Raw genomic sequence first — 25,597 nt, 5'->3', positions numbered from 1 at the left:
TGCTGGAAGGTTAAGAGGAGAGGTGCAAGCTTTGAATCGAAGCCCCAGTAAACGGCGGCCGTAACTATAACGGTCCTAAGGTAGCGAAATTCCTTGTCGGGTAAGTTCCGACCTGCACGAATGGCGTAACGACTTCCCCGCTGTCTCCAACGCAGACTCAGTGAAATTGAATTCCCCGTGAAGATGCGGGGTTCCTGCGGTCAGACGGAAAGACCCCGTGCACCTTTACTATAGCTTTACACTGGCATTCGCCAAGGCATGTGTAGGATAGGTGGTAGGCTTTGAAGCGTGGGCGCCAGCTCGCGTGGAGCCATCCTTGAAATACCACCCTTATCTTCGTGGATGTCTAACCGCGGCCCGTTATCCGGGTCCGGGACAGTGTATGGTGGGTAGTTTGACTGGGGCGGTCGCCTCCGAAAGAGTAACGGAGGCGCGCGATGGTAGGCTCAGACCGGTCGGAAATCGGTCGTCGAGTGCAATGGCATAAGCCTGCCTGACTGCGAGACTGACAAGTCGAGCAGAGACGAAAGTCGGTCATAGTGATCCGGTGGTCCCGCGTGGAAGGGCCATCGCTCAACGGATAAAAGGTACGCCGGGGATAACAGGCTGATGACCCCCAAGAGTCCATATCGACGGGGTTGTTTGGCACCTCGATGTCGGCTCATCGCATCCTGGGGCTGGAGCAGGTCCCAAGGGTTTGGCTGTTCGCCAATTAAAGCGGTACGTGAGCTGGGTTCAGAACGTCGTGAGACAGTTCGGTCCCTATCTGCCGTGGGTGTAGGAATATTGATAGGATCTGTCCCTAGTACGAGAGGACCGGGATGGACGTATCTCTGGTGGACCTGTTGTCGTGCCAACGGCATAGCAGGGTAGCTATATACGGAATGGATAACCGCTGAAGGCATCTAAGCGGGAAACCAACCTAAAAACGAGTATTCCCTGAGAGTCGTGGAAGACTGCCACGTTGATAGGCTGGGTGTGGAAGCGCAGTAATGTGTGAAGCTTACCAGTACTAATAGCTCGATCGGCTTGATCGTTCTCATTGCTTGTGCTCATCAAATCCGATGTGCATCCAAGATGTGTTCAAATACAAAGGGTTAGCCACCCGCCAGCTTCTCAATCAACTTGCACATGTCGCCATGTGCTATGTTGCGCTTTGCCGACCTGGTGGTTATGGCGGGGCGGCTGCACCCGTTCCCATTCCGAACACGGCCGTGAAACGCCCCTGCGCCGATGGTACTTCGTCTTAAGACGCGGGAGAGTAGGTCGCTGCCAGGTCTGCCAAACGCAACATATGTTGATATCTTCTCAAATTACGAAAATTGGAACACTCACGGGTCGCTCTCGCGGCCCGTTTTGCCTTTTGCCTTGCACTTCCCGCAAGGCCTGTCGCGGGGTGGAGCAGCCCGGTAGCTCGTCAGGCTCATAACCTGAAGGTCGCAGGTTCAAATCCTGCCCCCGCAACCAAATCAAAGAAAAACAGCACAACAAAATAACGCCCCATGGGCGATTTTGGCGTTTGGTCTCTGTGTCTAAATCCGCATTCAGTATGCTATAGCTTGGGTGACCAATGAATGTCAGCATTTGTCTTCATTCTCGCTTGGAATATCGACGGACCTGATTTTTATGGATGATCCAAAAGCCAACCAAAGGCGGAGTCCTGCGACATGGACTTCATATCGGTGGAATCTCCGAAATCCTTGACCATTTCCATTGAATGCCGGTACGAATTTGCCAGAAGATAAATTTCACACTTGAAGAAATCGTATGAGGCCCATCATGAGATACTTTTCCGCGCAAAGCGCTGAGGCTGCTTCGGAAGCTTTGGTCAGCGAGCCCGGCAACGCGCGGCTGTTGGCAGGGGGTACCGATCTGCTTGTGCAGATGAAATCAGGCAACCTGAACGTTGATCTTGTCGTCGACATCAAGAATATTCCGGGAATCCGCGATATTACGGCTGAGGATAACGGTTTTCGGATCGGTGCCGCGGTTGCTGGTGCTGAACTGGGCGAGCATGCAGACGTTTGCGCCCTTTGGCCTGGCGTGGTCGAGGCAGCAAGGCTGATTGGATCAATCCAGGTTCAAGGGCGTTGCACCATGGCAGGCAATCTGTGCAACGGATCGCCTGCGGGCGATTCTGTTCCGGCCCTGGTTGCCGCCAATGCGATCGTGCGAATCGAAGGGCCGGAAGGCAGTCGTGATTGTTCAGTCCTCGATATTCCGGCGGGACCGGGCCGGACGACGCTGAAGAAAGGCGAGATACTGACTTCGATTTTTCTGCCAGCCCGCCCTGCGAATTCGGCTGACGCTTATCTGCGCTTCATTCCGCGTACGGAGATGGACATTGCGGTGGCCTCTGCCGCGGTTAACCTGACCCTTGATGAAAGCGGTACTGTGACTTCCGCCCGAGTGGCCCTGGGTGCCGTCGCGCCAAAGGTCTTGCTGGTGGATGACGCCGCAAAGGCGATCATCGGCACCAAGCTAGATGATGCGGCGCTTGCGGCGCTTTCCAAGGCCTGCGAAGCCGCCTGCAACCCGATAGACGACAAACGCGGCACTGTCGCGTTCCGCACCAGCACTGCCGGCGTATTGGCTCGCCGCGCTGCCCTTATTGCCTATGACCGCGCCGGAGAATCCAAATGAAGTCCATGCACATATCCACCACGATAAACGGCGACCCGGTTGAGTTCATCTGTGACCCAGGCGAACCGTTGCTGGACGTGCTTCGCAACCGTCTTGGCCTGACTGGCGCGAAAGAGGGATGCGGTACCGGCGACTGCGGAGCCTGTTCAGTGACCGTCAATGGAAGGCTGGTATGCTCCTGCCTCGTGCTGGGAGCTGAGGTTGAAGGAGTTGAAATCTCGACAATCGAAGGCATGGCCAATGATGACCAGCTGCATCCGCTGCAACGTGCCTTTATCGACGGAGCGGCGTTTCAATGCGGCGTTTGTACGCCGGGAATTCTGGTTGCGGCCAAGGCCTTGCTGGAAAAGAACGCGAGTCCCAGCGACGAAGAAGTGCGCTTCTGGCTGGCCGGCAATCTTTGCCGCTGTACCGGATACGACAAGATCATCGCTGCCGTTCAGGTGGCTGCTGCAGAAATGAGGGGCGCGTAACATGGATACTGGCCAAAGCAAGCGCGAATTCCGATATGTAGGTACCCGTCCGAACCGCCCCGATGGGGTAGACAAGGTGACGGGCCGCGCGCAGTACGGCGCGGATATGACCGCTCCGGGGATGCTGACAGGTGCCATTCTGCGCTCGCCGCATGCCCATGCCCGGATCATATCCATTGATACCACGGCCGCAGAGGCAATTGCCGGTGTTCGTGCCGTGATTACCGGGAAAGACTTTGTCCGTCTGGACGACGAGTTCACGCGTGATGTGCAGGAAAACTGCATGGCGCGGGAGGCAGCCCTTTACGACGGCCATGCGGTTGCTGCTGTCGCCGCCACCACTCCCGTGATTGCAAAGGCCGCACTGGCTGCCATCAAGGTTGAGTATGAAACGCTGCCGCATGTGACAGATGTTGATGCTGCGATGAAGATCGATGCACCTGTGGTGCTGGCCGGGCGAGCGCTGGAAACCGTGCCCGCGGGTATGTCGCAGAACGTCACCAACGCTTGCGAATTTGGCCACGGCGACCTCGATGCCGGGTTTGCCAAGGCCGACCTTGTGATCGAGCGGAGCTTCAAGACTGCCGCTACGCACCAAGGTTACATCGAGCCACATGCCTGCCTCGCCTCGGTTACGACCGATGGCAAGGCCGACTTGTGGTGCTGTACGCAGGGCCAGTTTTTCGTGCGCACCCTATGCTCTGACATTATGGGCATGGAGGCGAGCCAACTGCGTGTGACCGCGTCGGAAATTGGCGGCGGCTTTGGCGGCAAGACGACAGTGTTCATCGAACCTGTCGCTTTGGCGTTGTCGCGAAAGTCCGGACGCCCGGTCAAGATCGTGATGACGCGCGACGAGGTGTTCCGGGCTACCGGCCCAACGGTGTCGTCTTCGATGGACATACGGATCGGCATGACCAAGGACGGCCGCATCACCGCTGGTGAGGCAACGCTGCGCTACTCGGGTGGTGCATATCCTTGCGGCACGGTCGAGATGGGCGCACAGGCGGCTTTCGCTGCCTACGATCTCGAGGCTGTTCGCACCTATGGCTTGAATGCGCTCACCAACCGCCCGAAAGAGGCTGCTTACCGCGCCCCGGGCGCGCCACAGGCAATCTATGCGGTTGAGAGCATTGTCGATGAGCTGTGCCAGAAGCTGAGCCTGGATCCTCTGGCCGTGCGGCTGCAAAATGCTGCCAAAAAGGGTACCCTGTCGTCCTATGGACCGACGTTCAACGATATCGGCCTTGTTGCCACGCTTGAGGCAGCGACCAACCATCCGCATTACAACGCTCCGCTTGGTCCGAACCAGGGGCGCGGTCTGTCTTGCGGCTTCTGGTTCAATTTCGGCGGAAATACCTGTGTCTCGCTGAACATCAACACCGATGGAACCGTGGGCGTGACAGAAGGTAACCCCGATATCGGCGGCAGCCGCGCCTCAATCAGCCTGATGGCCGCGGAAGAGCTGGGGATTCCCTACGAGAGCATTCGCACAATCATCGCCGACACCAACTCGCTTGGATACAATGATGTGACCGATGGCAGTCGCGTCACCTTTTCGGTAGGCCTTGCCACAATCAAGGCCGCGCGCGACGCGATCGGCAAAATGACCTCTCGCGCTGCGCAATATTGGGGCATTGACGCCGACGCGGTGAAATGGGTGGACGGTTCTGCAGTTCCCGCAGGGTCGAATGCAGGCAAATTTCCGCCGCTCACTCTTGCCGAGATTGCTGCGATGTCGCCGCAGACGGGCGGGCCGATTGCAGGTCATCATGAAGTCAATGTCGATGGAGCGGGCGTCAGCTTTGGCGTCCATCTGGTCGATGTCGAAGTTGACCCGGAAACCGGCTTCACCAAAGTCCTGCGCTATACCGTCTTCCAGGATGCAGGAAAAGCCGTGCAGCCAGATTATGTCGAGGGTCAGATGCAGGGCGGCGCTGTTCAAGGCATAGGCTGGGCCCTCAACGAGGAATATATCTACGGCGAGGACGGGCGGCTGCAGAACCCGGGCTTTCTGGACTACCGCATCCCGGTCTCATCGGATCTGCCCAACATCGAAACGGTCATTCTGGAGATCCCCAATCCCGGTCACCCCTATGGTGTTCGAGGTGTTGGCGAGACCCCGATCGTTCCGCCGCTTGCTGCTATTGCAAATGCTGTCTCTCGGGCGACCGGGGTTCGGCTGACAGAGTTGCCGATGTCTCCGCCACGCATCCTGAAGGCGATGAAGGGCTAAGCATGGTCAAGGTCAAGCTTTGGGGCACTCTCGGTCAGTTGGCTGATGGCCAGTCTGAAGTGGAGGTGGATGCGAAGACCTTCAAGGAGATGCTTGATCGACTGACCGAGATGCATCCGGGCCTCGCGCCGTATATCGCGCGCGGGGTCTCCATGGCGCTTGACGGGGTCATTTACCGGGAGTCGTGGTTTCAGGAGATCAAACCGGATTCCGAAGTCGTGCTGATGCCATTTATGAAAGGTGGCTAGGCGGCTCCTGGCCTGCGTCTCAAGGTCGTGATTGAAGTCGACGTACCCAGGCACGATTAGGCTCCTGGGCTTCTGCCGTCAGGCGTCGTTTGTACACGATCAGTGGATGTCGCTTAGCGCGGGGTTCAGTTTGCCGGCTATTTTCGAACTTGTCGGGTGCCCTTAACAATAGGGATGCCCGTCATCAACGGCAGTGGATTGGGGTGACGGTCGCTCTTGCAAATTGAAATATGAATCAGTATTCATGTTCTATGTCCACGACCGCTTACCCGAGAACCAGCAGGGGTGCCGCACGACGCGAGCAGATTTTGCGCGCAGCGGAAGCCATGATTGGGACTCAGGGATTTTCCGCGGCGTCCATTGCCGATATCACACGGCATGCCAAGACGGCCCTGGGCACGTTCTATATCTACTTTTCCAGCAAGGAAGATGTGTTCCGCGAGCTGGTGCTGGAAATGGGGCAATTGACGCGGGGCGTCGTAACCCGGGCGGTGGCAGGCGCGCCAAATCGTCTGGAAGCCGAGCGCGCCGGGCTGAAGGCATTCCTGGCATTCGTGGTCGAGCGCCCCTCGCTTTACCGGATCGTCGAGGAAGCCCGCTTCATTGATGCTGAAGCCTACAAGGCCTACTTCACCAGCTTCGCCCAGGCCTATGCCGCACAACTTTCCGAAGCCGCAGCGGCGGGAGAGTTGCGACCCGGAGATGCAGAGGTTCGTGCCTGGGCCCTGATGGGAATCGCCAAGACCCTGGGTGAGCGCTATGTCCTTTGGGATGATACGTCCGACATAGACCATGTGGTTGATGAAGCCTTTTCGATGATCCGGAATGGCCTGGCGCCATGACCGCACGGGTGACCGTCGAGGCGTTCTATCTGCCGGACGGAACGCTGTGCGCACGGCTGACCATGGCAGCACCTCGCGCAAATTCGCTTGAACCCGGGTTGCTCAGAGAGCTTGCTTCAGCACTTGATGATGCTGAAGCGCAAGACGCTCGTGTCATCCTCATTTGCGGTCGTCGGAATTTTTCGAGCGGTGGTGACGTGGGCGCGTTTTACGCGGCTTCGCTCAACGGCGACGCGACCGAGTATGCCAGTGAAGTCGTGCCGCGTCTGCAGGCACTTGTGGCACGCCTGATCGCCATGCCGCGCCTGGTGGTTGTTGCGGCGCGCGGCGCCATAACCGGCGGCTCTGCGGGGCTTGTGTTTGCCGCAGACCTCGCAGTGCTGGCCCCTGATGCCTTTGTGCAGCCCTATTATGCAAAGGTTGGCTTTGCACCTGATGGCGGCTGGACTGCACTTCTGCCTGAACGCATTGGTGCAGGGCGGGCACTCGAATGGCTGCAGTCGGATAGACGGTTGGCCGCCGAGGCGCTGTGCGAGATTGGACTCGGTACAGTGATTTCAGATGCGCCGGAGGAGACGGCGGTCGAGCTTGCGGCCGAGGCAGAAATCGGCACCCGGCTGGCGGCCAAGGCGCTGATCTGGGACGACACGCGTCGCGCCCAGATCAATACCCGGCTCGAAGCAGAGAGCGCAGCCTTTCTTGAACGGATTGCAGAACCTGAAACGGTTCTGGGCATGTCCCGGTTTCTGGAACGTTTTGGGGTAACGGCGGATGTTTAATACCATTGCCGACATGGCCGCAAAACGGGCCGAGATCTCGCCTGAGGCCATCGCTTTCATCGACGCTGGCTCCCGGTGCGAATGGCGGTTTCGCGAAATCAACGATGCTGCCAATGCAGTCGCCGCCGGTCTTGGACAAGCCGGATTGCGTTCCGGCGATCGTCTCGCGATCCTGTGCCTGAACCGGGTCGAATTCTTCATCACGCTGTTTGCGTGTCAAAAGACCGGCATCATCCTCTGCCCGCTCAACTGGCGGCAGCCGGCGCCCGAACTTGTCGAGACGCTGGACCCTGTGGGTGCAAAGGCGATCATCCATGACGTCGAGCAGGCTGAACTGGCCAGGGATGTGGCGAAAGCCTTTGGAATGCGGCTGTTTGGTATCGAAACAAACATCTCGACATGGATCGAGATGGGAGCACATGCACCAGCCGTTTCATGTTCCGCCGACCAGCCATGGTACCTGCTGTTCACATCTGGAACGACAGGCCGGCCAAAGGCGGTGATCCAGACTGCGCAGATGGCCTGGGCCAATGCGGTCAATATTTCGCAGGCCACGCGAATGACTGCAGATGACCGGTCCGTTAACTTCCTGCCCCTGTTTCACACCGCCGGCATCAATCTCTACACCCTGCCGCTGTTTCTGCTGGGCGGCTGCTCGACAGTTCTGCGGAAGTTTGAACCCGGTCAGATTTTCGACCTGCTCAAGCAGGGCAAGGTGACCCAGTTCTTTGGCGTCCCGGCGATCTATCAGGCCTTCAGCCTGTTGCAAGATGTCGGCGAGATCGAATGGAGCTTGGTGCGGTGCGGCTGTGGCGGCGCGCCGCTGCCCGAACCGCTAATCCGTCTTTTTGCTGGTCACGGCGCCAAGGTGCTCAACGGCATGGGCATGACTGAAACCGGACCCACGGTGTTCCTGATGGACCCGGAAAACGCCGAGAAGAAGATCGGCTCTGTCGGTCGTGCGCAGATGCTGACCGAGATGCGGCTTGAGGGTGTCGCGGTGGGAGAACCGGGCGCCGGCGAGATCCAGCTCAAGGGGCCCAATATCACGCCGGGATATTACCTCAATGAAAAGGCCACTCGCGATGCCTTTACCGATGACGGCTGGCTGCGGACCGGCGATGTCGGGCGGCGCGATGAGGACGGCTACATTTTCATCATTGACCGGATCAAGGACATGTACATTTCCGGCGGCGAAAACGTCTATCCGGCCGAAGTCGAGCGCGTGCTCAATGAACACGCCGACGTGCTGGAGGCCGCGGTGATCAGCATGCCCGACGCCAAATGGGGTGAGGTGGGGGCAGCTTTCATCATTCCGCGGCCCGGCGCCACCCTCGACCCGGCGGAACTCAGGCGCTGGAGCCGGGAGCGGATGGCCGCTTACAAGGTCCCGGTCAAGGTGACGCTGGTCGACGATTTTCCGCGCACGGCAGCCGGAAAGGTCCGCAAACCCGAATTGAGGTCCATGCTGTCATGATGATCGAGCTGTCTTCCGCGTGGACGCCAACCCAGGATGAGTTTGATCTGTTCGCCCGCATCTCCGGCGATGACAATCCGATCCATGTCGATCCGGAGTTCTCTTCGCGAACTGCATTCGGGCGCACGGTCAGCCACGGCATGCTCATCTACACCAAGCTCTGGGGATTGCTCACGGCCGCGCATCCTGATGTCACGCAAACGGGCCAGTCGATGAAGTTTCCCAATCCCTGCTACACCGACGAACAGGTCGATCTCGTCATCAGCGGCGAATGTCCTGGAACGCTCTCCGTTCGGGCAATCAGGTCCGCCGACGGCGCGGAGCTTCTGGTTGGCGAAACGGAGGTGGCGTGATGGAGGTCGGGCAGTCGTCAGAGGTCCGGCGCAGCTACAGCGGTGCTGACCTGCAGGGGTTTGCTATGTTGAGTGGAACCGGTGTTCCTGCGACCATTCCTGAGCCGTTGATCGCGGCAATGTTTTCCTATCTCCTCGGAGTAAAACTGCCTGGTCGGGGCACGAACTATCTCAAGCAGGAACTGAACTTTCTGGCCAAGGCCATGCCTGATACCGAACTCACTGCGCGTGTGGAGATCACGAGGTTGCGTGCGGACAAGCATCTGGTCGACCTTTGGGCGACCTGCATCGACGCCGATGGCGTTTTGATCTGCGAAGGCCGCTCGCTGGTGAAGGCCAAAGACGTAGCATCTTAGCTAAGTAATTGCTCATTGGAGCTGTGCGCCTCTCTAAAGGCTGTTGGCGAATTCAATCAGCCTTTCCGCGAAAGCCTTTGGCTCTTCGAGATGCGGCGAGTGCCCCGAGGCTTCAAACACGTGGTTTTCACCCTGGGGAGCGGTGCGGGAAAGCCACTCGGCGGTCGACACCGGATAGACCCGGCTCAGTGCTCCGCAGGTTGCGAGGATAGGGATTGGTAGTCCGGTGATGACCTGCCGTTGGTCCATGCCAACCAGCGCTTCCCACATGCTGATCATTTTTGCCGGATCGTTTGCGATGATCTGGTCAAGCGCGTCCTGTCGGCTGTAGCGCGGCGCGCCTTCGCGCTGGCCGAACATGGTGGTTGCGATCGCTTGGGCCATGCCGCTCCAGTCCGCGATCATCCGCTCGGTGGTGGTTTCGAGATCGGCCTCGCTCTGCCCGATCAGCCCATGCGGCCAGTCGGTTTCGCAGCCAAGCTTCGGGCTCATGTCGACGGTCATCAGGCCTGCGATCCGGTCGGCGCCGAACTGCTCGATGAACTGCCATGCAACCGCAGCGCCCATAGACCAGCCGACCAGAACGACGTCGTTGAGATCATGGGTCTCGAGCAAAGCAGAGAGCGTTTGGGCTGCAGCCGCAAGCGAGGGCTCTGCCGTTGAAAGCGAACCATGTCCAGGAAGATCAGGCGCGTGGCAGTCAAAGTTGGCAGGAAGTCTGGCAATGAGATCATCGAAGATCCTGCCGCGCATGGTCCAGCCATGCAGCAGCACCAACGGACGCGCTGGGGGCATCTCCCGCGCCACAGTCAATCCTCGGACCTGAGCCGCCCGACGATGCCCGTCGGAAAGAAGTAGACGCTGAGGATGAAGAGTACGCCGAGCCACAACAGCCAGCGGTCCGGGTCAAGCAGCTGCGGAATGAGCGGTAGACCCTCGGTGGCACTTGCCGCGACGCCCATCAGGTTCTGCAGATAATTCTGCGCCAGCACGAAAAGAGTTGCGCCGATCACTGCGCCGTACATCGTGCCCATGCCACCGATGACCACCATCAGCAGGATATCGAGCATGATTTCGAAGGACAGTGTCGTGGCCGGTCCAACATAGCGCAGCCAGATGGCAAACAGGCTTCCTGCAAGAGCTGCAACCGCTGCCGACAGGCAGGTTGCGAGAGTCCGGTAAAGGACGACCCGGTAACCGATCGCTTCGGCACGGAAATCGTTTTCGCGGATGGCCTTCAGCACCCGCCCGAAGGGCGAGTTTACGATCCTGAGCAGCAGCAGAAACAGTGCAAGCGAGGCGAAGAAGACAAGATAGTAATTCAAGATCTTGCCGGTGATGCTGATGTCGAACAGCTTGCCAAGCCGGAACGCCGGGGTCAGCTCGCGTGGAATCGAGTAATTCAAACCGTCTTCGCCGCCGGTCAGACCTGATAACTGGCTGACGAGAACCGCGACGGCGGAGGCGACCGCAAGCGTGATCATGGCAAAGAAGATCGCCCGGACCCTGAGCGAGAAAAGCCCGATCAGCAAAGCCAGCAGAGCTGCTGCAATGGCGCCAAGCACGGTGCCTACTATCAGGGCATCATACCCGCGCCCCATGTGTGTCGAGGCGAGGGCCACGCCGTAAGCGCCGAGGCCAAAGAACATGGTGTGGGCAAAGCTGACAATGCCGGAATAGCCCAGGAGCAGATCATAACTGGCCACCAGCACGATGAAGATGCAGATCCGAGCCGCCGTTTCGAGCGAACGGACTCCCGGAAACAGGAACGGCGCAAAAGCCAATCCAGCGAGGATGGCGAGCAGCAGAACGGTGAGGATCAGTGAGCGCGGACGGTCGCCCGAGAGGAGGTGTGTGAGCATCTTACTTCGCCTTCACAACCGGCATCATGCCTTGTGGTCGCCACATCAGAATGGCCGTCATCAGTGCGATGTTTGAAATCAGCGCCAGCTTGGGTTCGAGAAAAGCCACGTAGTTCTGCAGGAGGCCGACCAGCAGTGCGCCGATGAAGGCACCCTCGACCGATCCGAGACCACCGATGATGACGACGATGAAAACCAGGATCATCATCTCTTCGCCCATGCCGGCGGTGATGACCTCCTGATAGAGCCCCCACATCACGCCGCCGAGACCCGCGAGCGCTGAGCCCGCAACAAACACGCCGATGAAGACCAGGCCTAGCCTGTAGCCCAGAGCCTCGACCATTTCGCCGTTCTGCACCCCGGCCCGGACGATCAGACCGATCTTGGTGCGCTTGAGCACCAGCCGCATGGCGACAAACAGCGCCAGCCCGAAGACCACTGCCAGCAACCGGTATTTCTCAATCGCGGCACCCGCGAAGGTTACCGCGCCCTTCAGCATTTCGGGCCGTGTGAGATAGATCTCGTCCGGTCCCCAAATCACCTGGATCAGCTGTTCGATGACGATGAGACCGCCGACGGTCACCAGGATCTGCTTGAGGTGCGCGCCATAGACCGGCCGAACGATCACACGCTCGAAGCCCCAGCCCAGTGCGCCGGTGGCGCACATAGCGGCAATCACCGCTGCGAGCACTGCCGCAACATTCAAGATCAGCGAAGGCGCGCCGGTCCAGCCATCGAGCGCCAGAAGGGCAGAGATGCCGACATAGGCGCCAACCGAAATGAAGGCTCCATGGCCGAAATTGATGACGTCCATCAGGCCGAAGACGAGAGTGAGGCCGGAGGCCATGATGAAGATCATCATGCCCATGGCGAGGCCCGAAACCGTCAGCGTCAGCCAGCTCGATGTCGAGCCTATCAACAGGAAGCCCAGAACCACCAGTATGGGAACCAGAAGCAGAGGCATTTTTTTCCCGATGCTGTCGATCAGCGACAGTTGGGCGTATTTCGGCGCGTGGCCGGGTGCGGTAGCCATGATCAATGCGCCTCCATGCTCAGGCCCATAAGGCGTTCCTGCAATGCAGCGTGGTTTGCGAGCTCAGCCATCTGGCCGGCCCAGACGATGCGACCGTCATCCATCACGGCAGCGGTGTCACCGAGCGCCTTGGCGACGGCGAAATTCTGCTCGACCAGAAGGATCGATGCGCCTTTTTGCTTCAGGTCGCGAAGTGCACCGGCCATGGTCGAGATGATCGCCGGCGCCAGTCCCTTGGTCGGTTCGTCAATCAGGTACAGCTGCCGCTCCTCGGCCATTGCGCGCGCGATCGAGAGCATCTGTTTCTGGCCACCTGACAGATTGCCTGCTTCGGACTTCCAGAATGTGCTGAGGGGCGGGAATGCTGCGAAGATCGATTCCAGGCGGGCTGGATCAAGCGGGCCGGACGCCGCTGCGAGGATCATGTTCTCCTCGACCGTCAGGTCCGAGAAAATGCCCATGTCCTCGGGCACGAAACCAATTCCGGCGCGGGCGCGGGCAGGTGTCGCCATGCTGGTGATGTCGGCGCCGTTGAAGAGAAGGCTGCCGGATTTGGTCTGCCAGTGACCGATGATGGTGCGCAGTGTGGTGGTCTTGCCCACACCATTGCGGCCCAGAAGCATGGTCACGCCGCCGCGTGGTACGACGAGATCGACACCCTGCAGGATGTGATACTGGGCTATGTCAGTGTGGATGCCGGAGAGTTCGAGGATCGGTTCAGACATCTGCAAGGTCCCGTCCCATGTATGCTTCCTGCACCACGTCCGACGCCATTACGGTAGCCGGATCGCCGTCGGCGGCGAGTGCGCCGTTGTGCAGGACAATAATGCGGTCGGCGAGTGAGCGGATGACGTCCATCTTGTGTTCGACCAGCAGGATCGTCCTGTCGGTATCGGCCTTGAGCTCGGCAATCAGGTCCAGCACCACCGGTGCCTCGTCCACGCTCATGCCTGCGGTCGGCTCGTCAAACATGTAAACCAGGGGATCAAGCGCAATCAGGATGGCGACCTCGAGCTTGCGCTGGTTGCCATGACTGAGCCCGCCGACTTTCTGTTCGCGGAGGGTGTGGAGGCGAACCCGCTCAAGCACGGCCATCGCCGCGACCGTCAATTCGGTGTGCGCGCTCGCCATGCTGAACAGATTGAAGCCCATCCTGCGTCGTGCCTGGATGACCAGTCGGACATTTTCAAGCACCGTGAGATCGGGAAACAGATTGGTCAGCTGGAAGGCGCGCCCCAATCCCTTCTTGCAGCGCTGTGCCACCGGATCGCGCGTCACATCCTCACCCATCAGGCGCACGGTTCCCGCCGATGCCGTAATCTGTCCGGAGATGAGGTTGAAGTAGGTTGTCTTGCCCGCGCCGTTGGGTCCTACGATCGCGGTGAGTTCGCCTGCGCGAAAGCTGCAGGTGACATTGTCGACCGCCACATGGCCGCCAAAGCGGACGGTGAGGCTGTCCGTTTCCAGAAGCGTCTGTGTCATGGCTTACCTGTTGGCAGAAGACTGGAATGCGGCGGGCGTCAGTGCTGACGCCCGCCGCTCTGAGTATCAGTTGCGGATCGGAATGTTCATGTCCTCGATGCCGATCTCACGCACCAGCACGGGGACGCCGTAGTCCTTGCCGTCCTGGATTTCGGTGCGGAAGTGGTACATCGACTGCAGGGCCTGATGGTCCTCCTTGCGAAAGCGCATCGTCCCTTTCGGCGTCTGCCATTCCATCCCTTCCATCGCAGAAATCAGCGCTTCGGTATCGGTGGAGCCCGCCTTCTTGATTGCCTCGACCACGGCAATGCCGGCTGCCATGCCGCCCGCGGTGAAGAAATCCGGGGGCGAGCCGAAGCGAGCCATATGCTCCTTGACCAGCCAGTCGTTGACCGGGTTCTTCGGGATCTCGTAGTAGTAGTAGGTGGCGCCTTCCATGCCTGGCAATTCCTTGTAGGCCTTGAGCGCAGCGAGGATGTTGCCGCCGGTCGCGATCTCGATGCCGAAACGCGAGGGATCCATGGCGTTGATCTTGCCCATTGGGTTGCCGCCGCCTGCCCAGATGATGAACAGCTTCTTCTTGCCTTCAATGCCGGACATGGCGTTGAAGATTCGTTCCGCCGCCGCGGTGAAGTCGGTGGTGTCGGTGGGCACATATTCTTCATGCGCGATCTTGGCGCCGGTGCTTGACAGAGCTTCACGGAAAGCGGCCACGCCGTCGCGTCCGAAGGCGTAGTCCTGGGCCAGAGTTGCGATTGTCACGCCTTCGCTGCCAAGGGCAACCGCGTTGGAGATGGCATCCTGCGAGGAGTTGCGACCGGTTCGGAAGATGAACCGATTCCAGTTCTCACCGGTGATCGAGTCGGCCACGGCAGGTTCGACGATCAGGATCTTCTCGTATTCCTGGGCGACCGGTAGCATGGCTAGCCCAACCCCGGAACTGACCGGGCCGACCGCGATGGCAGCCTCGTCATCGCCATAGGCTTCAGCCAGAACAGCCTTGCCGATATCGGGCTTTAGCTGCGTGTCCTTTTCGATGACGACGATCTTCTCGCCATCAATCTCCATGCTGCCACCCGTGGCATATTCCAGGCCAAGCATCAGTCCCGTGTGCGACTGGGCTGCATAGGCCTCAAGCGCTCCGGTCTTTCCATAAACATGGGCAATCTTGATGTCAGCGAGTGCCGGTACCGTCAGCATAGCTGCGGCCACACCTGTTGCCAGTATCGTCTTCATCTTCATTTCGGGTCTCCTCCCCTAAGCGAACAACGGTACAAACATGAAACATGAATCAATATTCATGTCAACGTTTCGACGATGCCCCGGATAGATGTGTGAACTTGGTTTGAAATGGATGGATTCAGAGCGAATTGGGCTCAATGCCAATCATGCCATTGACCATGCCGTGTCGCGTCACCCTAGCGTATCATCAGGAGAGTTGCGCTGTTGATCCAGCGTCTTAGTCCCATTCGCGGACAGGATGGCTGACCGGAGCGCCCTGATCTGACACCACCAGATCAGGGCTGCAGTCAATTTGTGTAGGCGCCAATGGCGGCTTCAGTGCCATTCTGCCAGACAAAGTTCAGCCAATAGCCAAAGGATTGTGAGAACCGCTGGTCGCTTGCCGTTTCCCCATAGATCTGGCGCTGGTTCAGCCAGCGTTGCGGGTCGTCGCGAGCCGCCAGGGCGGCTGTGGTGAGGCTGTGCCACTGCGGGTCGTTGGGCTCAATCGCCGAACCATCTTCCCTCGTTCCCGCACACATGCGGGCCCAAAGTGCCTCTACCAGGCTGAGGCCTTCGATTGACCCGCCAGCATCCAGCGCATCGCGAAGGATGGGAAGAACAAAGCCTGTATGGCGGGACGATCCGTCGAAGGCGACCCGCCGTGTTGTGTCGTGGATTTCCGGATTGGAAAACCGCGTTTCAATCAGGTCGACATATTCGGTCGGAGTGATGCCTGGAACCGGTTTGACATAGGGTGCAATCTCTTCCCGCTGGATCTTCTTGAAGAAGGATGAAAGCGCCGGGTGCGCCATGCAATCCGAAATCGTTTCAAGCGAAAGAAGTTCACCTGCATTGGCGATGACCTGATGACCGGCATTCAGGATGCGGATTTTCATGGTCTCAAAGTCATGCACGTCATCTGTAAAGATGGCGCCGACCTTGTCCCAGTCCGGCCTGCCAGCACAAAAATTATCCTCGATAACCCACTGACGGTAGTTCTCATGTGTCACCGGTGCGGCATCAATGATGCCGAGCTGGCGCGCAAGAGCGATCTCTTTCGTGCCTGTTGCTGGGACGATGCAGTCGACCATGGAATTTGGGAACGTGCACTGCTGTTCGATCCAGTCAGCGAGCTCGGGATCCGCGAGTTTCGCAAGCCCCAGTACCGTTTGCTCGGTGATTGTTCCGTTGCCCTGAAGATTGTCACAGCTTTGAACAGTGAAGGGACCATGCCCTCCGGCGCGCCTTAGCTTCAGTGCAGCGACAATAGCGCCGAAGACGGTGCGCGGAGTGGCGGGGTGTTCAATGTCATGTTGAATGTCGGGATGGGAAGAATTGAGAGCTCCAGTGCCCGGATCGATGAAATAGCCGCCTTCAGTCACTGTCAATGCAACGATGCGAATGCCTGGATCGGCCATTGTGCTGATCAGCGAGCCGTTTCCGTCCTTGATCGGTAGGTAGTCAATCATTGATCCGATCACCTCGGCGGAGGTTCCGGCGGGATCGAGTTCAATCAGGGTGGTCAGGCAGTCCTGTGCGAGAAGCTTATCACGCATCGCAGCATCATAGGGACGTATCCCTGCACCCAGGATCGCCCAGTCCTGAGCAAGCCCGTCCTGCATCAGGCGGTGCAGATACCAGGCCTGGTGGGCGCGGTGAAAATTACCAAGGCCAATGTGGACAATCCCGGCCGTCAGAGCCGAACGGTCATAGCGCGGACGCTTTACGTCCTTGGGCAGGCTTGCCAATGTTTCATTGGCTAGTTTCATGGGCTTTGGCCCCATCATGTGATCATCCATCAGCTTAACCATTGTCCGCCATCGACATTGTAGGTTTGCCCGACGACATAGTTGGCGTCGTCGCTGGCAAGGAATACAGCCATCCCGCACAGGTCTTCGGCTTTGCCCATGCGTCCAAAGGGAACGGCATCGCCAACTTCCTTTTTCTTCTGGCCTCTGGGCTTGTTTTCATGCTTCGCAAAGAACGCGTCGACACCATCCCAATGTTCGCCATCGACCACGCCCGGAGAGATCGCGTTCACATTGATGCCATGCTGAATGAGGTTGAGCCCTGCCGACTGGGTGAGACTGATGATCGCGGCCTTGCTGGCGCAGTAGACGGCAACAAGGGGCTCGCCACGGCGGCCGGCCTGGCTTGCCATGTTAATGATCTTGCCGCCGGTGCCGCGTTCGATCATGTGGCGCGCGACGGCCTGAAGCGTGAAGAGCGTACCCGCGACGTTGATGTCGAACGTGCGATCGAAATCTTCCCGGGCTATTTCGACGATCGGTGCAGCCGTAAAGATCGCCGCATTGTTTATGAGTATGTCGATGCCGCCAAAGGCTGCGAGCGTTTCGCTGACAGCGCTCTCAATGCTGCTCTGCTGTGTCACATCCATCGATATGGCGATGGCGCCTTCACCCAGCTCTGCAGCTGTCGCGCGGGCCTTTTCGAGATCTATGTCGGCGATGGCCACGCGGGCGCCCTCGCGGATGTAGGCTTCGGCAAAGGCGCGCCCGATACCGCGGGCAGCGCCTGTGATCAGTGCGAATTTCCCAGCCAGCCGAGTCATTCTATTCTCAGCCCGTCTGCCGCGAAGCGATGGATCTTTTCTGCAATGGGTGTCAGGTAGACGATGTCGCCGTGACGCGCGGTGAACTCGCCGTCGACACGAACGGTCATGGTTTCCCCGCCTTTCTCTGGATGCACATACAGAAACGTGTCCGAGCCAAGATGCTCGGCAACGCCAACCTTAGCTTTCCATTGGCCTTCGGTTACTGATATTTTGAGATGCTCGGGGCGGAAGCCGATCGCGTGCGCCCCATGCTTTGCAGCTTCCGTCCCTTCCATGAAGTTCATTCGGGGCGAGCCGATGAAGCCTGCGACGAAGCGGTTGCAGGGCCTGTTGTAAAGTTCAAGTGGGCTGCCGACCTGTTCGATTACGCCTGCTTGAAGGACCACAATCTTGTCGGCCATTGTCATGGCTTCCACCTGGTCATGGGTCACATAGACCATGGTGGTCTTGAGGCGTTCATGCAGTTCGCTGATTTCAAGTCGCATGCCAACCCGCAAGGCGGCGTCGAGGTTCGACAAGGGTTCGTCGAACAGAAACGCTGACGGTTCACGCACGATGGCCCGGCCAATGGCGACGCGCTGGCGCTGGCCGCCGGACAATTGTCCGGGGCGGCGATCAAGATAGTCGGTGAGATTGAGCGCCTTTGCTGCTGCTTCTATGCGACGATCCTGTTCAGCCTGGTCGATCTTGGCCATCTTCATCGGAAACGCGATATTCTTGCGAACCGACATATGCGGATAAAGCGCGTAGGACTGGAACACCATCGCAAGTCCGCGCTTGGCAGGCGGAACCTCCGTGGCGTCCTTTCCGTCGATCGCGATATGCCCGGATGTGACGTCTTCAAGTCCCGCGATCAGACGCAGAAGCGTGGATTTGCCGCAGCCGGAGGGGCCGACGAATACCGTGAATTCACCGTCCTCTATTGTCAGATCCAAGGGCGGAATGACCTGAACAGCACCGAAGCTCTTGGTCACCTGGTTCAGTTGAATTTGTCCCATTGGTCAGTTCCCCTATTTCACAGCGCCAAAGGTCAGGCCGCTGACGAGTTGCTTCTGGCTGAACCAGCCGAGAATGAGAATTGGCGCAATTGCCATGGTCGAGGCCGCGCTGAGCTTGGCGTAGAACAGCCCTTCAGGGCTTGAGTAGCTTGCGATGAATGCTGTCAGAGGCGCTGCTTGTGCCGCAGTCAGATTGAGGGTCCAGAAGGCCTCGTTCCACGCCAGAATGACATTCAGAAGCAGCGTCGAGGCTATGCCCGGGATGGCCATCGGGGTGAGCACGTAGAGGATTTCTTCGCGCAGCGTTGCGCCATCCATTCGCGCCGCTTCAAGGATTTCGCCCGGGATTTCCTTGAAGTAGGTATAGAGCATCCAGACGATGATCGGCAGGTTGATCAGCATCAACACGACGACCAGAGCGATCTTTGTATCGAGCAAACCCATTCTGATGAAGATCAGGTAGATCGGATACAGAACTCCGACCGCAGGCAACATTTTGGTCGACAGCATCCACAGGAGGATGTCCTTGGTCCGTTTTGACGGCACGAAGGCCATCGACCATGCGGCCGGGATCGCGATGATGATCCCGAGGATGGTTGAGCCGCCGGCGATAACAATTGAATTCCAGAGGAAACGCCCGTAGTCGGATCGCTCCATCACGACCGAATAGTTTTCCAGCGTCCAGTCGAATGCGAGGAAAACCGGCGGATCCGAAATCGCCTGTGCTTCGGTCTTGAAGCTGGTCAGGATGGTCCAGAGAATGGGGAAGAAGATCAGAAGACCAATAGCCCATGCGGCTGCGGTGTTGATGATCTTGCGTTGATTTGTAACAGAGCGTGCCATTTTGTCGTCCCCCTCACGCGTCCAGGTTCTTGCCGACCATGCGCATCAGGAAGATGGCAAGGATGTTAGCGAGAATGATTGCGTAGACGCCACCTGCCGAGCCGAGCCCGATATTCTGGCTTTCCAGCACGCGCTGGTAGATCAGGTAGGTCAGTGTCTTGGTGCCGAATGCACCCTGAGTCGTCACGAAGATCTCGGCAAAGACCGACAGCAGAAAGATCGTCTGGATCAGGATGACAACCGTGATGGCGCGACCGAGATGCGGCAGGACGATGTAGCCGAAGCGTGCCAGCGGTGGGGCGCCGTCCATTTCGGAGGCCTCAAGTTGTTCGCCGTCCAGGGACTGAATTGCGGTGAGCAGGATCAGCGTGGCAAACGGCAACCACTGCCACGACACGATAATCACAATCGACATCATGGAGGCCTCTGTCAGCCATTCGACGGGTTGGGCCCCGAAGAACTTCCACATATGGGCAAAAAGACCGTTTACCGGGTCCATGAACATGTTCTTCCAGACCAGCGCGGAGACAGTTGGCATGACGAAGAACGGGGCAATGACAAGAATGCGAACGATGCCTTGACCCCACATCGGCTGGTTCAGGAGGATCGCCAGCAAGACACCGAGGATAACCGTGATGAGCAAGACGCCACCGACGATGATCAGCGTGGTCAGAACAGATGGCCAGAAAGCGCTGGATGTAACGAAGCGGATGTAATTGTCAAAGCCGACCCATCCAAGGTCGCCGCCGCGAAGCGGCAGATATTTCTTGAACGAGAAGTACAGCGTCATCATCAGTGGCACGAGCATCCAGCCGAGAAGCAGGATAACCGCTGGCGCCATCATGATACGTGCTGCGGATCTGGAATGCTGGGTCGCCATGACACACCTCCTCATCAGACAGCATTGGAGCCGTCCGTGCGTTTCATTGCTGTGGCAGTCGAAGGGCACCAGGGGGTAATGCGCACACTACCCCCTGGTTGGGAGGAAAGCCTTAGTAACCGGCGGCTTCCATTTCCTCAGCGGTCAAAGCCTGCGCCTTGGCGAGGGCTTCTTCCGCTGTTTGCTGGCCTGCAAGGGCTGCCGAGAATTCCTGGCCAACCTGGGTCGCTATGCCAGCGAATTCGGGAATTGCAGCGAACTGCACACCCACATAGGGAACCGGATCAACCGTTGGGTTGTTCGGGTCAGCCGAGAGGATGCTTTCCAGCGTCATCTTGGCGAAAGGAATGTTCTTGTAGTTCTCGTTTTCATAGAGCGAGGTTCGTGCGCCCGGAGGTACGTTGGCCCAGCCCTCTTTCGAGGCCACCAGCTCGATATAGTCTTTCGAGGTTGCCCACTCTATGAATTCCTTGGCCGCAGCCTCTTTCTGCGTGCCGGCTGGAATGGCCAGAGCCCAGGCCCAGAGCCAGTTGCTGCGTTTGCCGAGACCCGCATCGGGGGCGAGCGCAAAGCCAACCTTGTCTGCGACTGTTGAATCATTGGGGTTGGTCACGAAAGATGCCGCGACAGTGGCGTCGATCCACATGCCGCACTTGCCCTGCTGGAACAGCGACAGGTTTTCGTTAAAGCCGTTGTTGGATGCACCGGGAGGGCCGGCTTCGTTCATCAGGTTGATGTAGAAGTTCAGCGTGTCTGCCCAGGGCTTCGTGTCAAACTGCGGCTTCCAGTCTTCGTCAAACCAACGTGCACCAAATGCGTTGGAAGTAGCTGTCAGGAACGCCATGTTCTCGCCCCAGCCAGCCTTGCCGCGCAGGCAGATGCCGTAGATTTCATTGTCTTTGTCTGTCATCGCGCGGGCTGCATCGGCGACAAAGTCCCACGTGGGCGCATCGGGCATTTCCATGCCTGCTGCTTCCATCAGGTCCTTGCGATACATGATCATCGAGCTTTCGCCATAGAATGGCGCTGCATACATCGTGCCGTCATAAGACAGGCCGCCACGCATGGCTGGCAGGATGTCATCGACATCATAGTCTGCCGGCAGATCATCCATTGAGACCAGCCAGCCGTTCTTTGCCCAGATCGGTGTTTCGTACATACCGATGGTCATGATGTCGAACTGACCACCCTTGGCCGAGATGTCGGTCGTGACACGCTGGCGAAGAACGTTCTCTTCCAGTGTCACCCACTCAACTTTGTGGCCGGTTTTTGCGGTGAAATCGTCCGTGAGACCCTGCATGCGGATCATGTCGCCATTGTTCACGGTTGCGATGGTGATTGTCTCGGCATAAGCGCCGACGGTGCCGAGAACCGACAAAGCGGTTGCCGCACACAGTGCGTTCCTCAAGTACATCCGTATCCTCCCTTTGATTGGATGTTGCCATCAAAAAGTACTGCCAGATCTACCCTCGCGTCAATTATATTTTTACGCGCGTATATATTTTGAATTTATGATCTTGTTTTCAGCTAGTTAAGCAGAGCCCCTCATGACCAGTCTGCCATCATAAAGTGTCACTTCACGAGAACTCGCGCGTTGATCAGTGTCAATTAGCGCAAATAGCGTTTCTGCGCTCCGGGCCGAAATTGCCGCATAATCCTGTGAAACAGTCGTCAACGTCGGGCAGGTATAACGCGAGAATGGATGGTCATCGTGACCTGCGACGCGCAAGGCGCAACTTGCGCCCAGTCCCACGCGCAGCCCGTGTTGATAGGCCGCAGACAAAAAGCCTATTGCGAGACGGTCGTTGCTGCACAGAACCGTGTCAGTCAAGAGCGTCCGATCGGCTATGACGCGGGATCCTTCCCGAAAACCGATTTCCTCGAAGTCCCAACCTTCACCCTTGACCTGAATCAGATGCGGTTGGTGGCCCAATCGATCCATCGTCTTTATGTAGGCACTCCGACGTTTGAGAGCATTTGGGTTGGTCGGTGTCAGCATCTCGAAGAATGCCGGCGGCTCGCCGGTCCTGCACAGGTACTCGACGATCAACCCGATGCTCTGGTTGTTGTCCATTCCGATGAAAGCTTCGCCGACATCCTCGATGTTTGCATCGAAAAGAACCGTCGGGACATCCTTGCAGAAGTCCGCTATGCGGCCGGCATCCGACATCCGACCGATCGGGGCGAGCAGGACGCCCGCAGGCTTGAGCAGCCGCAAATTGTTTAGATTCTCGATCTCCTGTTCCGGATTGCCCTGGGATCCGAGCACGACCGGACGATACCCGGCCTCGATGACATGGTTCTCCACGTTGCGCGCAATCTCGGCAAAATGCGGGTCCGCCATATAGGGGATGACGATGCCCACATTCTTGGTCAATCGCCTGTTCTGGTTCATCGCGTAGAAATTCGGGCGGTAGTCGTAAAGCTCAAGCGCCTTCTCGATGCGCTCTCTTGTCGATTTTCTTACGCTGTCGGCATCGTTGAAATATTTGGAAATTGTCGGGCGCGAAATGCCGCTGATGGTTGCAAAGTCGTCCATATTCTTGATCTTTGAATCGCTCATCCGGCAGGTCGCCCTTTTCATCTTCAAGCTTGCCGAGGAACCCTCGAAGATCGCGATTTCCACAAGTGGCAATATGGACAACAGCATAGTTTGCGGGCGCAAATTTTGCCAGTGCTATGAAATGTCAGGGTTGATTGGCGGTCCAAAGGCAGATCATCAATATCTCGATGAGCGGTGATTCATTTGTTCAGCGTCGACATGCCGATACCCAGATCATCAGCGACCTTTTTATGTGTAAGCCAACTGGTCAGCGCGATACGCACGGCATCTTGGCGAAGTTCATCCGTCCGTTTCAGTCCCATAGGTCGTCTCCTTTGTTGCAGTAAATGCTATCAAAGGAGCGGCATCAAACTGCGACAGGTCCATACCGACGCGAGGATAGAATGAACCGCTTTGAGTTAGGAAACTCCGTTTGCGCTTCTGATCTGGCCGACCGTCCTGAAGCAGCTGTCAGCGTTTCGTGTAGCTACCGAACTTGACCCAGCTGCCGCCGCGGCGCGAGGAGTCGACGCAGGCGGTCACGAAGGCGACGCCTGCCAGTCCCTCATTGATGCCGGGATAGATCACGCCGTCGGGCGCCGGCTTTCCGTCGCGGTGCGCGATGATGGCTTCGGCGGCTTCATTGTAGATGGTTGCGAAGCCTTCAAGGTAGCCCTCGGGATGGCCCCCTGGAATGCGGCTGACGCGCTGGCCGGCCTCTGTTGCACCCGCGCCGTTGCGGGTCAGAAGCCGTTTTGGCTCACCCAACGGCGTGTACCAGAGATAGTTCGGATCTTCCTGCGCCCATTCGATCCCGCCCTTTTCGCCGTATATGCGGAGCTTGAGCGCATTCTCGTTGCCGGGCGCCACCTGGCTGCACCAGAGCATGCCCTTGGCGCCGCCCGTAAACCGCATCAGCACGTGGCCGTTGTCATCAAGCTGCCGACCCTCGACGAAACAGTCGAGATCGGCGCAGAGCTGGTCGAGTTCGAGGCCCGAGACGAAGCTCGCCAGGTTGAAGGCATGGGTGCCGATGTCGCCGGTCGAGCCGCCAAGCCCGGAGCGGGCAGGGTCGGTGCGCCAGCCTGCCTGTTTCTGCCCGGTTGCCTCGAGGTTCTCCGACAGCCAGTCCTGGGCATATTCGACCTGTACAAGCCGGATCTTGCCAAGCTCTCCCTTGGCGACCATGTCGCGGGCCTGCCGGATCATCGGATAGCCAGTGTAATTGTGCGTGAGCACAAACAGCGCGCCCGATGTCTCCGCAGCCTTGGCCAGTTTCTTGGCATCCGCAAGCGTCGAGGTCAGCGGCTTGTCGCAGATCACATGGATGCCGCGCTTGAGGAATTCACGCGCCACCGGATAATGCATGTGGTTCGGCGTGACGATAGCCACCGCCTCGATGCCGGTCTTCAGACGCGCCTCGCGCTTGGCCATCTCGACATAGTCGCCATAGGCGCGGCCTGGAGCGACGCCGAGATCTTCGGCCGAGGCTTTCGATTTCTCAGGTGTCGAGGAAAACGCACCGGCGACCAGCTCATAGCGGTCGTCGATGCGCGAGGCGATGCGGTGCACGCCGCCGATGAACGCGTCGCGTCCACCGCCGACCATGCCGAGACGGATCCGCCGCGAGGCGGTGGTGTTGGAGCCTTCGATGGTCATATCGTCCTCCCGCTCAGGAAATGCCGAGCATGCGGCGGTTGGCGGCATCGTCCGTGCCACCATCGGCGAAATCGTCGAAGGCGCGCTCGGTCACCCGGATGATGTGGTCGGAGACAAACTGCGCACCTTCGCGCGCGCCGTCTTCGGGATGCTTCAGGCAGCATTCCCATTCGACCACGGCCCAGCCGTCAAAATCATTGGCCGCCATCTTCGAGAAGATCGCGCCGAAATCGACCTGTCCGTCGCCGAGCGAACGGAACCGTCCGGCCCGGTCGACCCAGGGCTGGTAGCCCGAATAGACGCCCTGCCTGCCGGTCGGGTTGAACTCGGCATCCTTGACGTGGAACATCCTGATCCGGTCCTTGTAGATGTCGATGTTGTCGATGTAGTCGAGGCACTGCAGCACATAATGCGACGGATCGTAGAGCATGTTGCAGCGGGCATGGTTACCGACGCGCTCGAGAAACATCTCGAAGGTGACGCCGTCATGCAGATCTTCGCCCGGATGGATCTCGTAGCAGACGTCGACACCGCATTCGTCGGCAAAATCGAGGATCGGCCACCAGCGCTTTGCCAGTTCGTCAAAGGCGGTCTCGACCAGGCCTGCGGGCCGCTGCGGCCAGGGATAGATATAGGGCCAGGCCAGCGCGCCGGAGAAGCTCGCCATTGCGGCAATACCCATGTTCTTGGAAGCCGACAACGCCATGCGTACTTGATCAACCGCCCATTCCTGCCGCGCCTTCGGATTGCCGCGCACTTCGGGCACCGCAAAGCCGTCAAAGGCTTCGTCATAGGCCGGATGCACGGCCACCAGCTGGCCCTGCAGATGTGTCGACAGCTCGGTGACTTCGACACCATTCGCCCGCGCCACGCCCTTGAACTCGTCGCAATAGTCTTTCGACGACGCAGCCTTGGCCAGATCGATCAGCCGTCCGTCCCAGCTCGGAACCTGCACACCCTTGTAGCCGCAGTCAGCCGCCCATTTGGTGATCGAATCCCAGGAATTGAACGGCGCATCATCGCCTGCAAACTGCGCCAGAAACAGCGCCGGACCCTTGATCGTCTTCATAGATATCCTCCTTCAGTGTTCAG

General features: G+C 58.6%; 24 protein-coding genes, 1 tRNA gene, 2 rRNA genes and 1 pseudogene (1 of these 28 only partly in view). 12 read left to right on the top strand and 16 right to left on the bottom strand.

The window, feature by feature from the left end; genetic code table 11:
• The 12 genes from WNZ14_RS01325 to WNZ14_RS01270 all read left to right on the top strand — a co-directional run.
• Nucleotides 1-1,037 (top strand): 23S ribosomal RNA (locus WNZ14_RS01325) (it extends 1,773 nt beyond the left edge of the window).
• Between the two features lie 126 nt (nucleotides 1,038-1,163).
• Nucleotides 1,164-1,278: ribosomal RNA gene (rrf, locus tag WNZ14_RS01320) — 5S ribosomal RNA — on the top strand.
• A gap of 112 nt (nucleotides 1,279-1,390) precedes the next feature.
• A tRNA-Met gene (locus WNZ14_RS01315) sits at nucleotides 1,391-1,467 on the top strand.
• Between the two features lie 312 nt (nucleotides 1,468-1,779).
• Nucleotides 1,780-2,643 carry a xanthine dehydrogenase family protein subunit M gene (locus WNZ14_RS01310; protein WP_342866815.1) on the top strand — a complete coding sequence of 288 codons (864 nt, stop codon included), beginning with the start codon at nucleotides 1,780-1,782 and terminating at the stop codon, nucleotides 2,641-2,643.
• Nucleotides 2,640-3,116 (top strand): (2Fe-2S)-binding protein, encoded by a 477-nt coding sequence (locus WNZ14_RS01305; RefSeq protein ID WP_342866814.1) that lies wholly within the window; start codon nucleotides 2,640-2,642, stop codon nucleotides 3,114-3,116. Before WNZ14_RS01310 ends, WNZ14_RS01305 begins: the two co-directional genes overlap by 4 nt.
• A gap of 1 nt (nucleotide 3,117) precedes the next feature.
• Nucleotides 3,118-5,352, top strand: coding sequence for a xanthine dehydrogenase family protein molybdopterin-binding subunit (locus WNZ14_RS01300; protein WP_342866813.1), 2,235 nt, complete (start codon nucleotides 3,118-3,120; stop codon nucleotides 5,350-5,352).
• Nucleotides 5,353-5,354: 2 nt separating this feature from the next.
• On the top strand, nucleotides 5,355-5,600 hold the full coding sequence (locus WNZ14_RS01295; RefSeq protein ID WP_342866812.1) for a MoaD/ThiS family protein: 246 nt from the start codon (nucleotides 5,355-5,357) through the stop codon (nucleotides 5,598-5,600).
• Between the two features lie 230 nt (nucleotides 5,601-5,830).
• Entirely contained in the window at nucleotides 5,831-6,442 is a 612-nt protein-coding gene (locus WNZ14_RS01290) for a TetR/AcrR family transcriptional regulator (protein ID WP_342866811.1), read from the top strand.
• Nucleotides 6,439-7,221 (top strand): enoyl-CoA hydratase/isomerase family protein, encoded by a 783-nt coding sequence (locus WNZ14_RS01285; protein WP_342866810.1) that lies wholly within the window; start codon nucleotides 6,439-6,441, stop codon nucleotides 7,219-7,221. The genes WNZ14_RS01290 and WNZ14_RS01285 overlap by 4 nt, the downstream gene beginning before the upstream one ends.
• Complete coding sequence (locus WNZ14_RS01280) at nucleotides 7,214-8,698, top strand: AMP-binding protein (RefSeq protein WP_342866809.1); 1,485 nt, start codon at nucleotides 7,214-7,216, stop codon at nucleotides 8,696-8,698. Before WNZ14_RS01285 ends, WNZ14_RS01280 begins: the two co-directional genes overlap by 8 nt.
• On the top strand, nucleotides 8,695-9,051 hold the full coding sequence (locus WNZ14_RS01275; protein WP_342866808.1) for a MaoC/PaaZ C-terminal domain-containing protein: 357 nt from the start codon (nucleotides 8,695-8,697) through the stop codon (nucleotides 9,049-9,051). The genes WNZ14_RS01280 and WNZ14_RS01275 overlap by 4 nt, the downstream gene beginning before the upstream one ends.
• Nucleotides 9,051-9,407 carry a phosphate acetyltransferase gene (locus tag WNZ14_RS01270; protein WP_342866807.1) on the top strand — a complete coding sequence of 119 codons (357 nt, stop codon included), beginning with the start codon at nucleotides 9,051-9,053 and terminating at the stop codon, nucleotides 9,405-9,407. Before WNZ14_RS01275 ends, WNZ14_RS01270 begins: the two co-directional genes overlap by 1 nt.
• 33 nt (nucleotides 9,408-9,440) lie before the next feature.
• On the opposite strand, the gene WNZ14_RS01265 is transcribed toward WNZ14_RS01270, so the two are convergent.
• From WNZ14_RS01265 to WNZ14_RS01190, 16 genes and pseudogenes are all read right to left on the bottom strand, one after another.
• Complete coding sequence (locus WNZ14_RS01265; protein WP_342866806.1) at nucleotides 9,441-10,202, bottom strand: alpha/beta fold hydrolase; 762 nt, start codon at nucleotides 10,200-10,202, stop codon at nucleotides 9,441-9,443.
• A 14-nt stretch (nucleotides 10,203-10,216) separates the two neighbouring features.
• Complete coding sequence (locus tag WNZ14_RS01260) at nucleotides 10,217-11,269, bottom strand: branched-chain amino acid ABC transporter permease (RefSeq protein ID WP_342866805.1); 1,053 nt, start codon at nucleotides 11,267-11,269, stop codon at nucleotides 10,217-10,219.
• A 1-nt stretch (nucleotide 11,270) separates the two neighbouring features.
• Entirely contained in the window at nucleotides 11,271-12,233 is a 963-nt protein-coding gene (locus tag WNZ14_RS01255) for a branched-chain amino acid ABC transporter permease (protein WP_342868477.1), read from the bottom strand.
• A gap of 71 nt (nucleotides 12,234-12,304) precedes the next feature.
• Nucleotides 12,305-13,027, bottom strand: coding sequence for an ABC transporter ATP-binding protein (locus tag WNZ14_RS01250; RefSeq protein ID WP_342866804.1), 723 nt, complete (start codon nucleotides 13,025-13,027; stop codon nucleotides 12,305-12,307).
• On the bottom strand, nucleotides 13,020-13,784 hold the full coding sequence (locus tag WNZ14_RS01245; protein WP_342866803.1) for an ABC transporter ATP-binding protein: 765 nt from the start codon (nucleotides 13,782-13,784) through the stop codon (nucleotides 13,020-13,022). The genes WNZ14_RS01250 and WNZ14_RS01245 overlap by 8 nt, the downstream gene beginning before the upstream one ends.
• Nucleotides 13,785-13,850: 66 nt before the next feature.
• On the bottom strand, nucleotides 13,851-15,020 hold the full coding sequence (locus tag WNZ14_RS01240) for a substrate-binding domain-containing protein (protein ID WP_342868476.1): 1,170 nt from the start codon (nucleotides 15,018-15,020) through the stop codon (nucleotides 13,851-13,853).
• Between the two features lie 293 nt (nucleotides 15,021-15,313).
• Nucleotides 15,314-16,777, bottom strand: coding sequence for a mannitol dehydrogenase family protein (locus tag WNZ14_RS01235; protein ID WP_342866802.1), 1,464 nt, complete (start codon nucleotides 16,775-16,777; stop codon nucleotides 15,314-15,316).
• 29 nt (nucleotides 16,778-16,806) lie between these two features.
• On the bottom strand, nucleotides 16,807-17,580 hold the full coding sequence (locus WNZ14_RS01230) for an L-iditol 2-dehydrogenase (protein WP_342866801.1): 774 nt from the start codon (nucleotides 17,578-17,580) through the stop codon (nucleotides 16,807-16,809).
• Nucleotides 17,577-18,581, bottom strand: a complete 1,005-nt coding sequence (locus tag WNZ14_RS01225; RefSeq protein ID WP_342866800.1) for an ABC transporter ATP-binding protein — start codon at nucleotides 18,579-18,581, stop codon at nucleotides 17,577-17,579. The genes WNZ14_RS01230 and WNZ14_RS01225 overlap by 4 nt, the downstream gene beginning before the upstream one ends.
• A 12-nt stretch (nucleotides 18,582-18,593) precedes the next feature.
• Nucleotides 18,594-19,424: a carbohydrate ABC transporter permease gene (locus tag WNZ14_RS01220; RefSeq protein ID WP_342866799.1), complete on the bottom strand. Its 831-nt coding sequence runs from the start codon at nucleotides 19,422-19,424 to the stop codon at nucleotides 18,594-18,596.
• A 13-nt stretch (nucleotides 19,425-19,437) separates the two neighbouring features.
• Complete coding sequence (locus WNZ14_RS01215; protein WP_342866798.1) at nucleotides 19,438-20,304, bottom strand: sugar ABC transporter permease; 867 nt, start codon at nucleotides 20,302-20,304, stop codon at nucleotides 19,438-19,440.
• Nucleotides 20,305-20,416: 112 nt separating this feature from the next.
• On the bottom strand, nucleotides 20,417-21,718 hold the full coding sequence (locus WNZ14_RS01210; protein ID WP_342866797.1) for a sugar ABC transporter substrate-binding protein: 1,302 nt from the start codon (nucleotides 21,716-21,718) through the stop codon (nucleotides 20,417-20,419).
• A gap of 117 nt (nucleotides 21,719-21,835) precedes the next feature.
• Nucleotides 21,836-22,867, bottom strand: coding sequence for a LacI family DNA-binding transcriptional regulator (locus WNZ14_RS01205; protein ID WP_342866796.1), 1,032 nt, complete (start codon nucleotides 22,865-22,867; stop codon nucleotides 21,836-21,838).
• A gap of 182 nt (nucleotides 22,868-23,049) precedes the next feature.
• Nucleotides 23,050-23,169 (bottom strand): annotated as a pseudogene (locus WNZ14_RS01200) (IS3 family transposase); the annotation flags it as partial.
• A 148-nt stretch (nucleotides 23,170-23,317) separates the two neighbouring features.
• The gene (locus WNZ14_RS01195) at nucleotides 23,318-24,505 is read right to left on the bottom strand and encodes a Gfo/Idh/MocA family oxidoreductase (RefSeq protein ID WP_342866795.1); all 1,188 of its coding nucleotides are present in this window, start codon (nucleotides 24,503-24,505) and stop codon (nucleotides 23,318-23,320) included.
• Nucleotides 24,506-24,518: 13 nt separating this feature from the next.
• Nucleotides 24,519-25,574, bottom strand: a complete 1,056-nt coding sequence (locus WNZ14_RS01190) for a sugar phosphate isomerase/epimerase (protein WP_342866794.1) — start codon at nucleotides 25,572-25,574, stop codon at nucleotides 24,519-24,521.
• Nucleotides 25,575-25,597 lie beyond the last annotated feature (23 nt).

The sequence above is a fragment of the Hoeflea sp. AS60 genome, from assembly GCF_038900115.1.
Classification (GTDB): domain Bacteria; phylum Pseudomonadota; class Alphaproteobacteria; order Rhizobiales; family Rhizobiaceae; genus Hoeflea.
The sequence above is the reverse complement of the archived record's forward strand: the minus strand, read 5'-3'. Positions and strand labels throughout refer to the sequence as shown.

Coding starts and splice junctions, on each gene's coding strand:
- WNZ14_RS01310 (WP_342866815.1), top strand. CDS start 1,780: ATGAGATACTTTTCCGCGCAAAGCGCTGAGGCTGCTTCGGAAGCTTTG.
- WNZ14_RS01305 (WP_342866814.1), top strand. CDS start 2,640: ATGAAGTCCATGCACATATCCACCACGATAAACGGCGACCCGGTTGAG.
- WNZ14_RS01300 (WP_342866813.1), top strand. CDS start 3,118: ATGGATACTGGCCAAAGCAAGCGCGAATTCCGATATGTAGGTACCCGT.
- WNZ14_RS01295 (WP_342866812.1), top strand. CDS start 5,355: ATGGTCAAGGTCAAGCTTTGGGGCACTCTCGGTCAGTTGGCTGATGGC.
- WNZ14_RS01290 (WP_342866811.1), top strand. CDS start 5,831: ATGAATCAGTATTCATGTTCTATGTCCACGACCGCTTACCCGAGAACC.
- WNZ14_RS01285 (WP_342866810.1), top strand. CDS start 6,439: ATGACCGCACGGGTGACCGTCGAGGCGTTCTATCTGCCGGACGGAACG.
- WNZ14_RS01280 (WP_342866809.1), top strand. CDS start 7,214: ATGTTTAATACCATTGCCGACATGGCCGCAAAACGGGCCGAGATCTCG.
- WNZ14_RS01275 (WP_342866808.1), top strand. CDS start 8,695: ATGATGATCGAGCTGTCTTCCGCGTGGACGCCAACCCAGGATGAGTTT.
- WNZ14_RS01270 (WP_342866807.1), top strand. CDS start 9,051: ATGGAGGTCGGGCAGTCGTCAGAGGTCCGGCGCAGCTACAGCGGTGCT.
- WNZ14_RS01265 (WP_342866806.1), bottom strand. CDS start 10,202: ATGCCCCCAGCGCGTCCGTTGGTGCTGCTGCATGGCTGGACCATGCGC.
- WNZ14_RS01260 (WP_342866805.1), bottom strand. CDS start 11,269: ATGCTCACACACCTCCTCTCGGGCGACCGTCCGCGCTCACTGATCCTC.
- WNZ14_RS01255 (WP_342868477.1), bottom strand. CDS start 12,233: ATGCCTCTGCTTCTGGTTCCCATACTGGTGGTTCTGGGCTTCCTGTTG.
- WNZ14_RS01250 (WP_342866804.1), bottom strand. CDS start 13,027: ATGTCTGAACCGATCCTCGAACTCTCCGGCATCCACACTGACATAGCC.
- WNZ14_RS01245 (WP_342866803.1), bottom strand. CDS start 13,784: ATGACACAGACGCTTCTGGAAACGGACAGCCTCACCGTCCGCTTTGGC.
- WNZ14_RS01240 (WP_342868476.1), bottom strand. CDS start 15,020: ATGAAGACGATACTGGCAACAGGTGTGGCCGCAGCTATGCTGACGGTA.
- WNZ14_RS01235 (WP_342866802.1), bottom strand. CDS start 16,777: ATGAAACTAGCCAATGAAACATTGGCAAGCCTGCCCAAGGACGTAAAG.
- WNZ14_RS01230 (WP_342866801.1), bottom strand. CDS start 17,580: ATGACTCGGCTGGCTGGGAAATTCGCACTGATCACAGGCGCTGCCCGC.
- WNZ14_RS01225 (WP_342866800.1), bottom strand. CDS start 18,581: ATGGGACAAATTCAACTGAACCAGGTGACCAAGAGCTTCGGTGCTGTT.
- WNZ14_RS01220 (WP_342866799.1), bottom strand. CDS start 19,424: ATGGCACGCTCTGTTACAAATCAACGCAAGATCATCAACACCGCAGCC.
- WNZ14_RS01215 (WP_342866798.1), bottom strand. CDS start 20,304: ATGGCGACCCAGCATTCCAGATCCGCAGCACGTATCATGATGGCGCCA.
- WNZ14_RS01210 (WP_342866797.1), bottom strand. CDS start 21,718: ATGTACTTGAGGAACGCACTGTGTGCGGCAACCGCTTTGTCGGTTCTC.
- WNZ14_RS01205 (WP_342866796.1), bottom strand. CDS start 22,867: ATGAGCGATTCAAAGATCAAGAATATGGACGACTTTGCAACCATCAGC.
- WNZ14_RS01195 (WP_342866795.1), bottom strand. CDS start 24,505: ATGACCATCGAAGGCTCCAACACCACCGCCTCGCGGCGGATCCGTCTC.
- WNZ14_RS01190 (WP_342866794.1), bottom strand. CDS start 25,574: ATGAAGACGATCAAGGGTCCGGCGCTGTTTCTGGCGCAGTTTGCAGGC.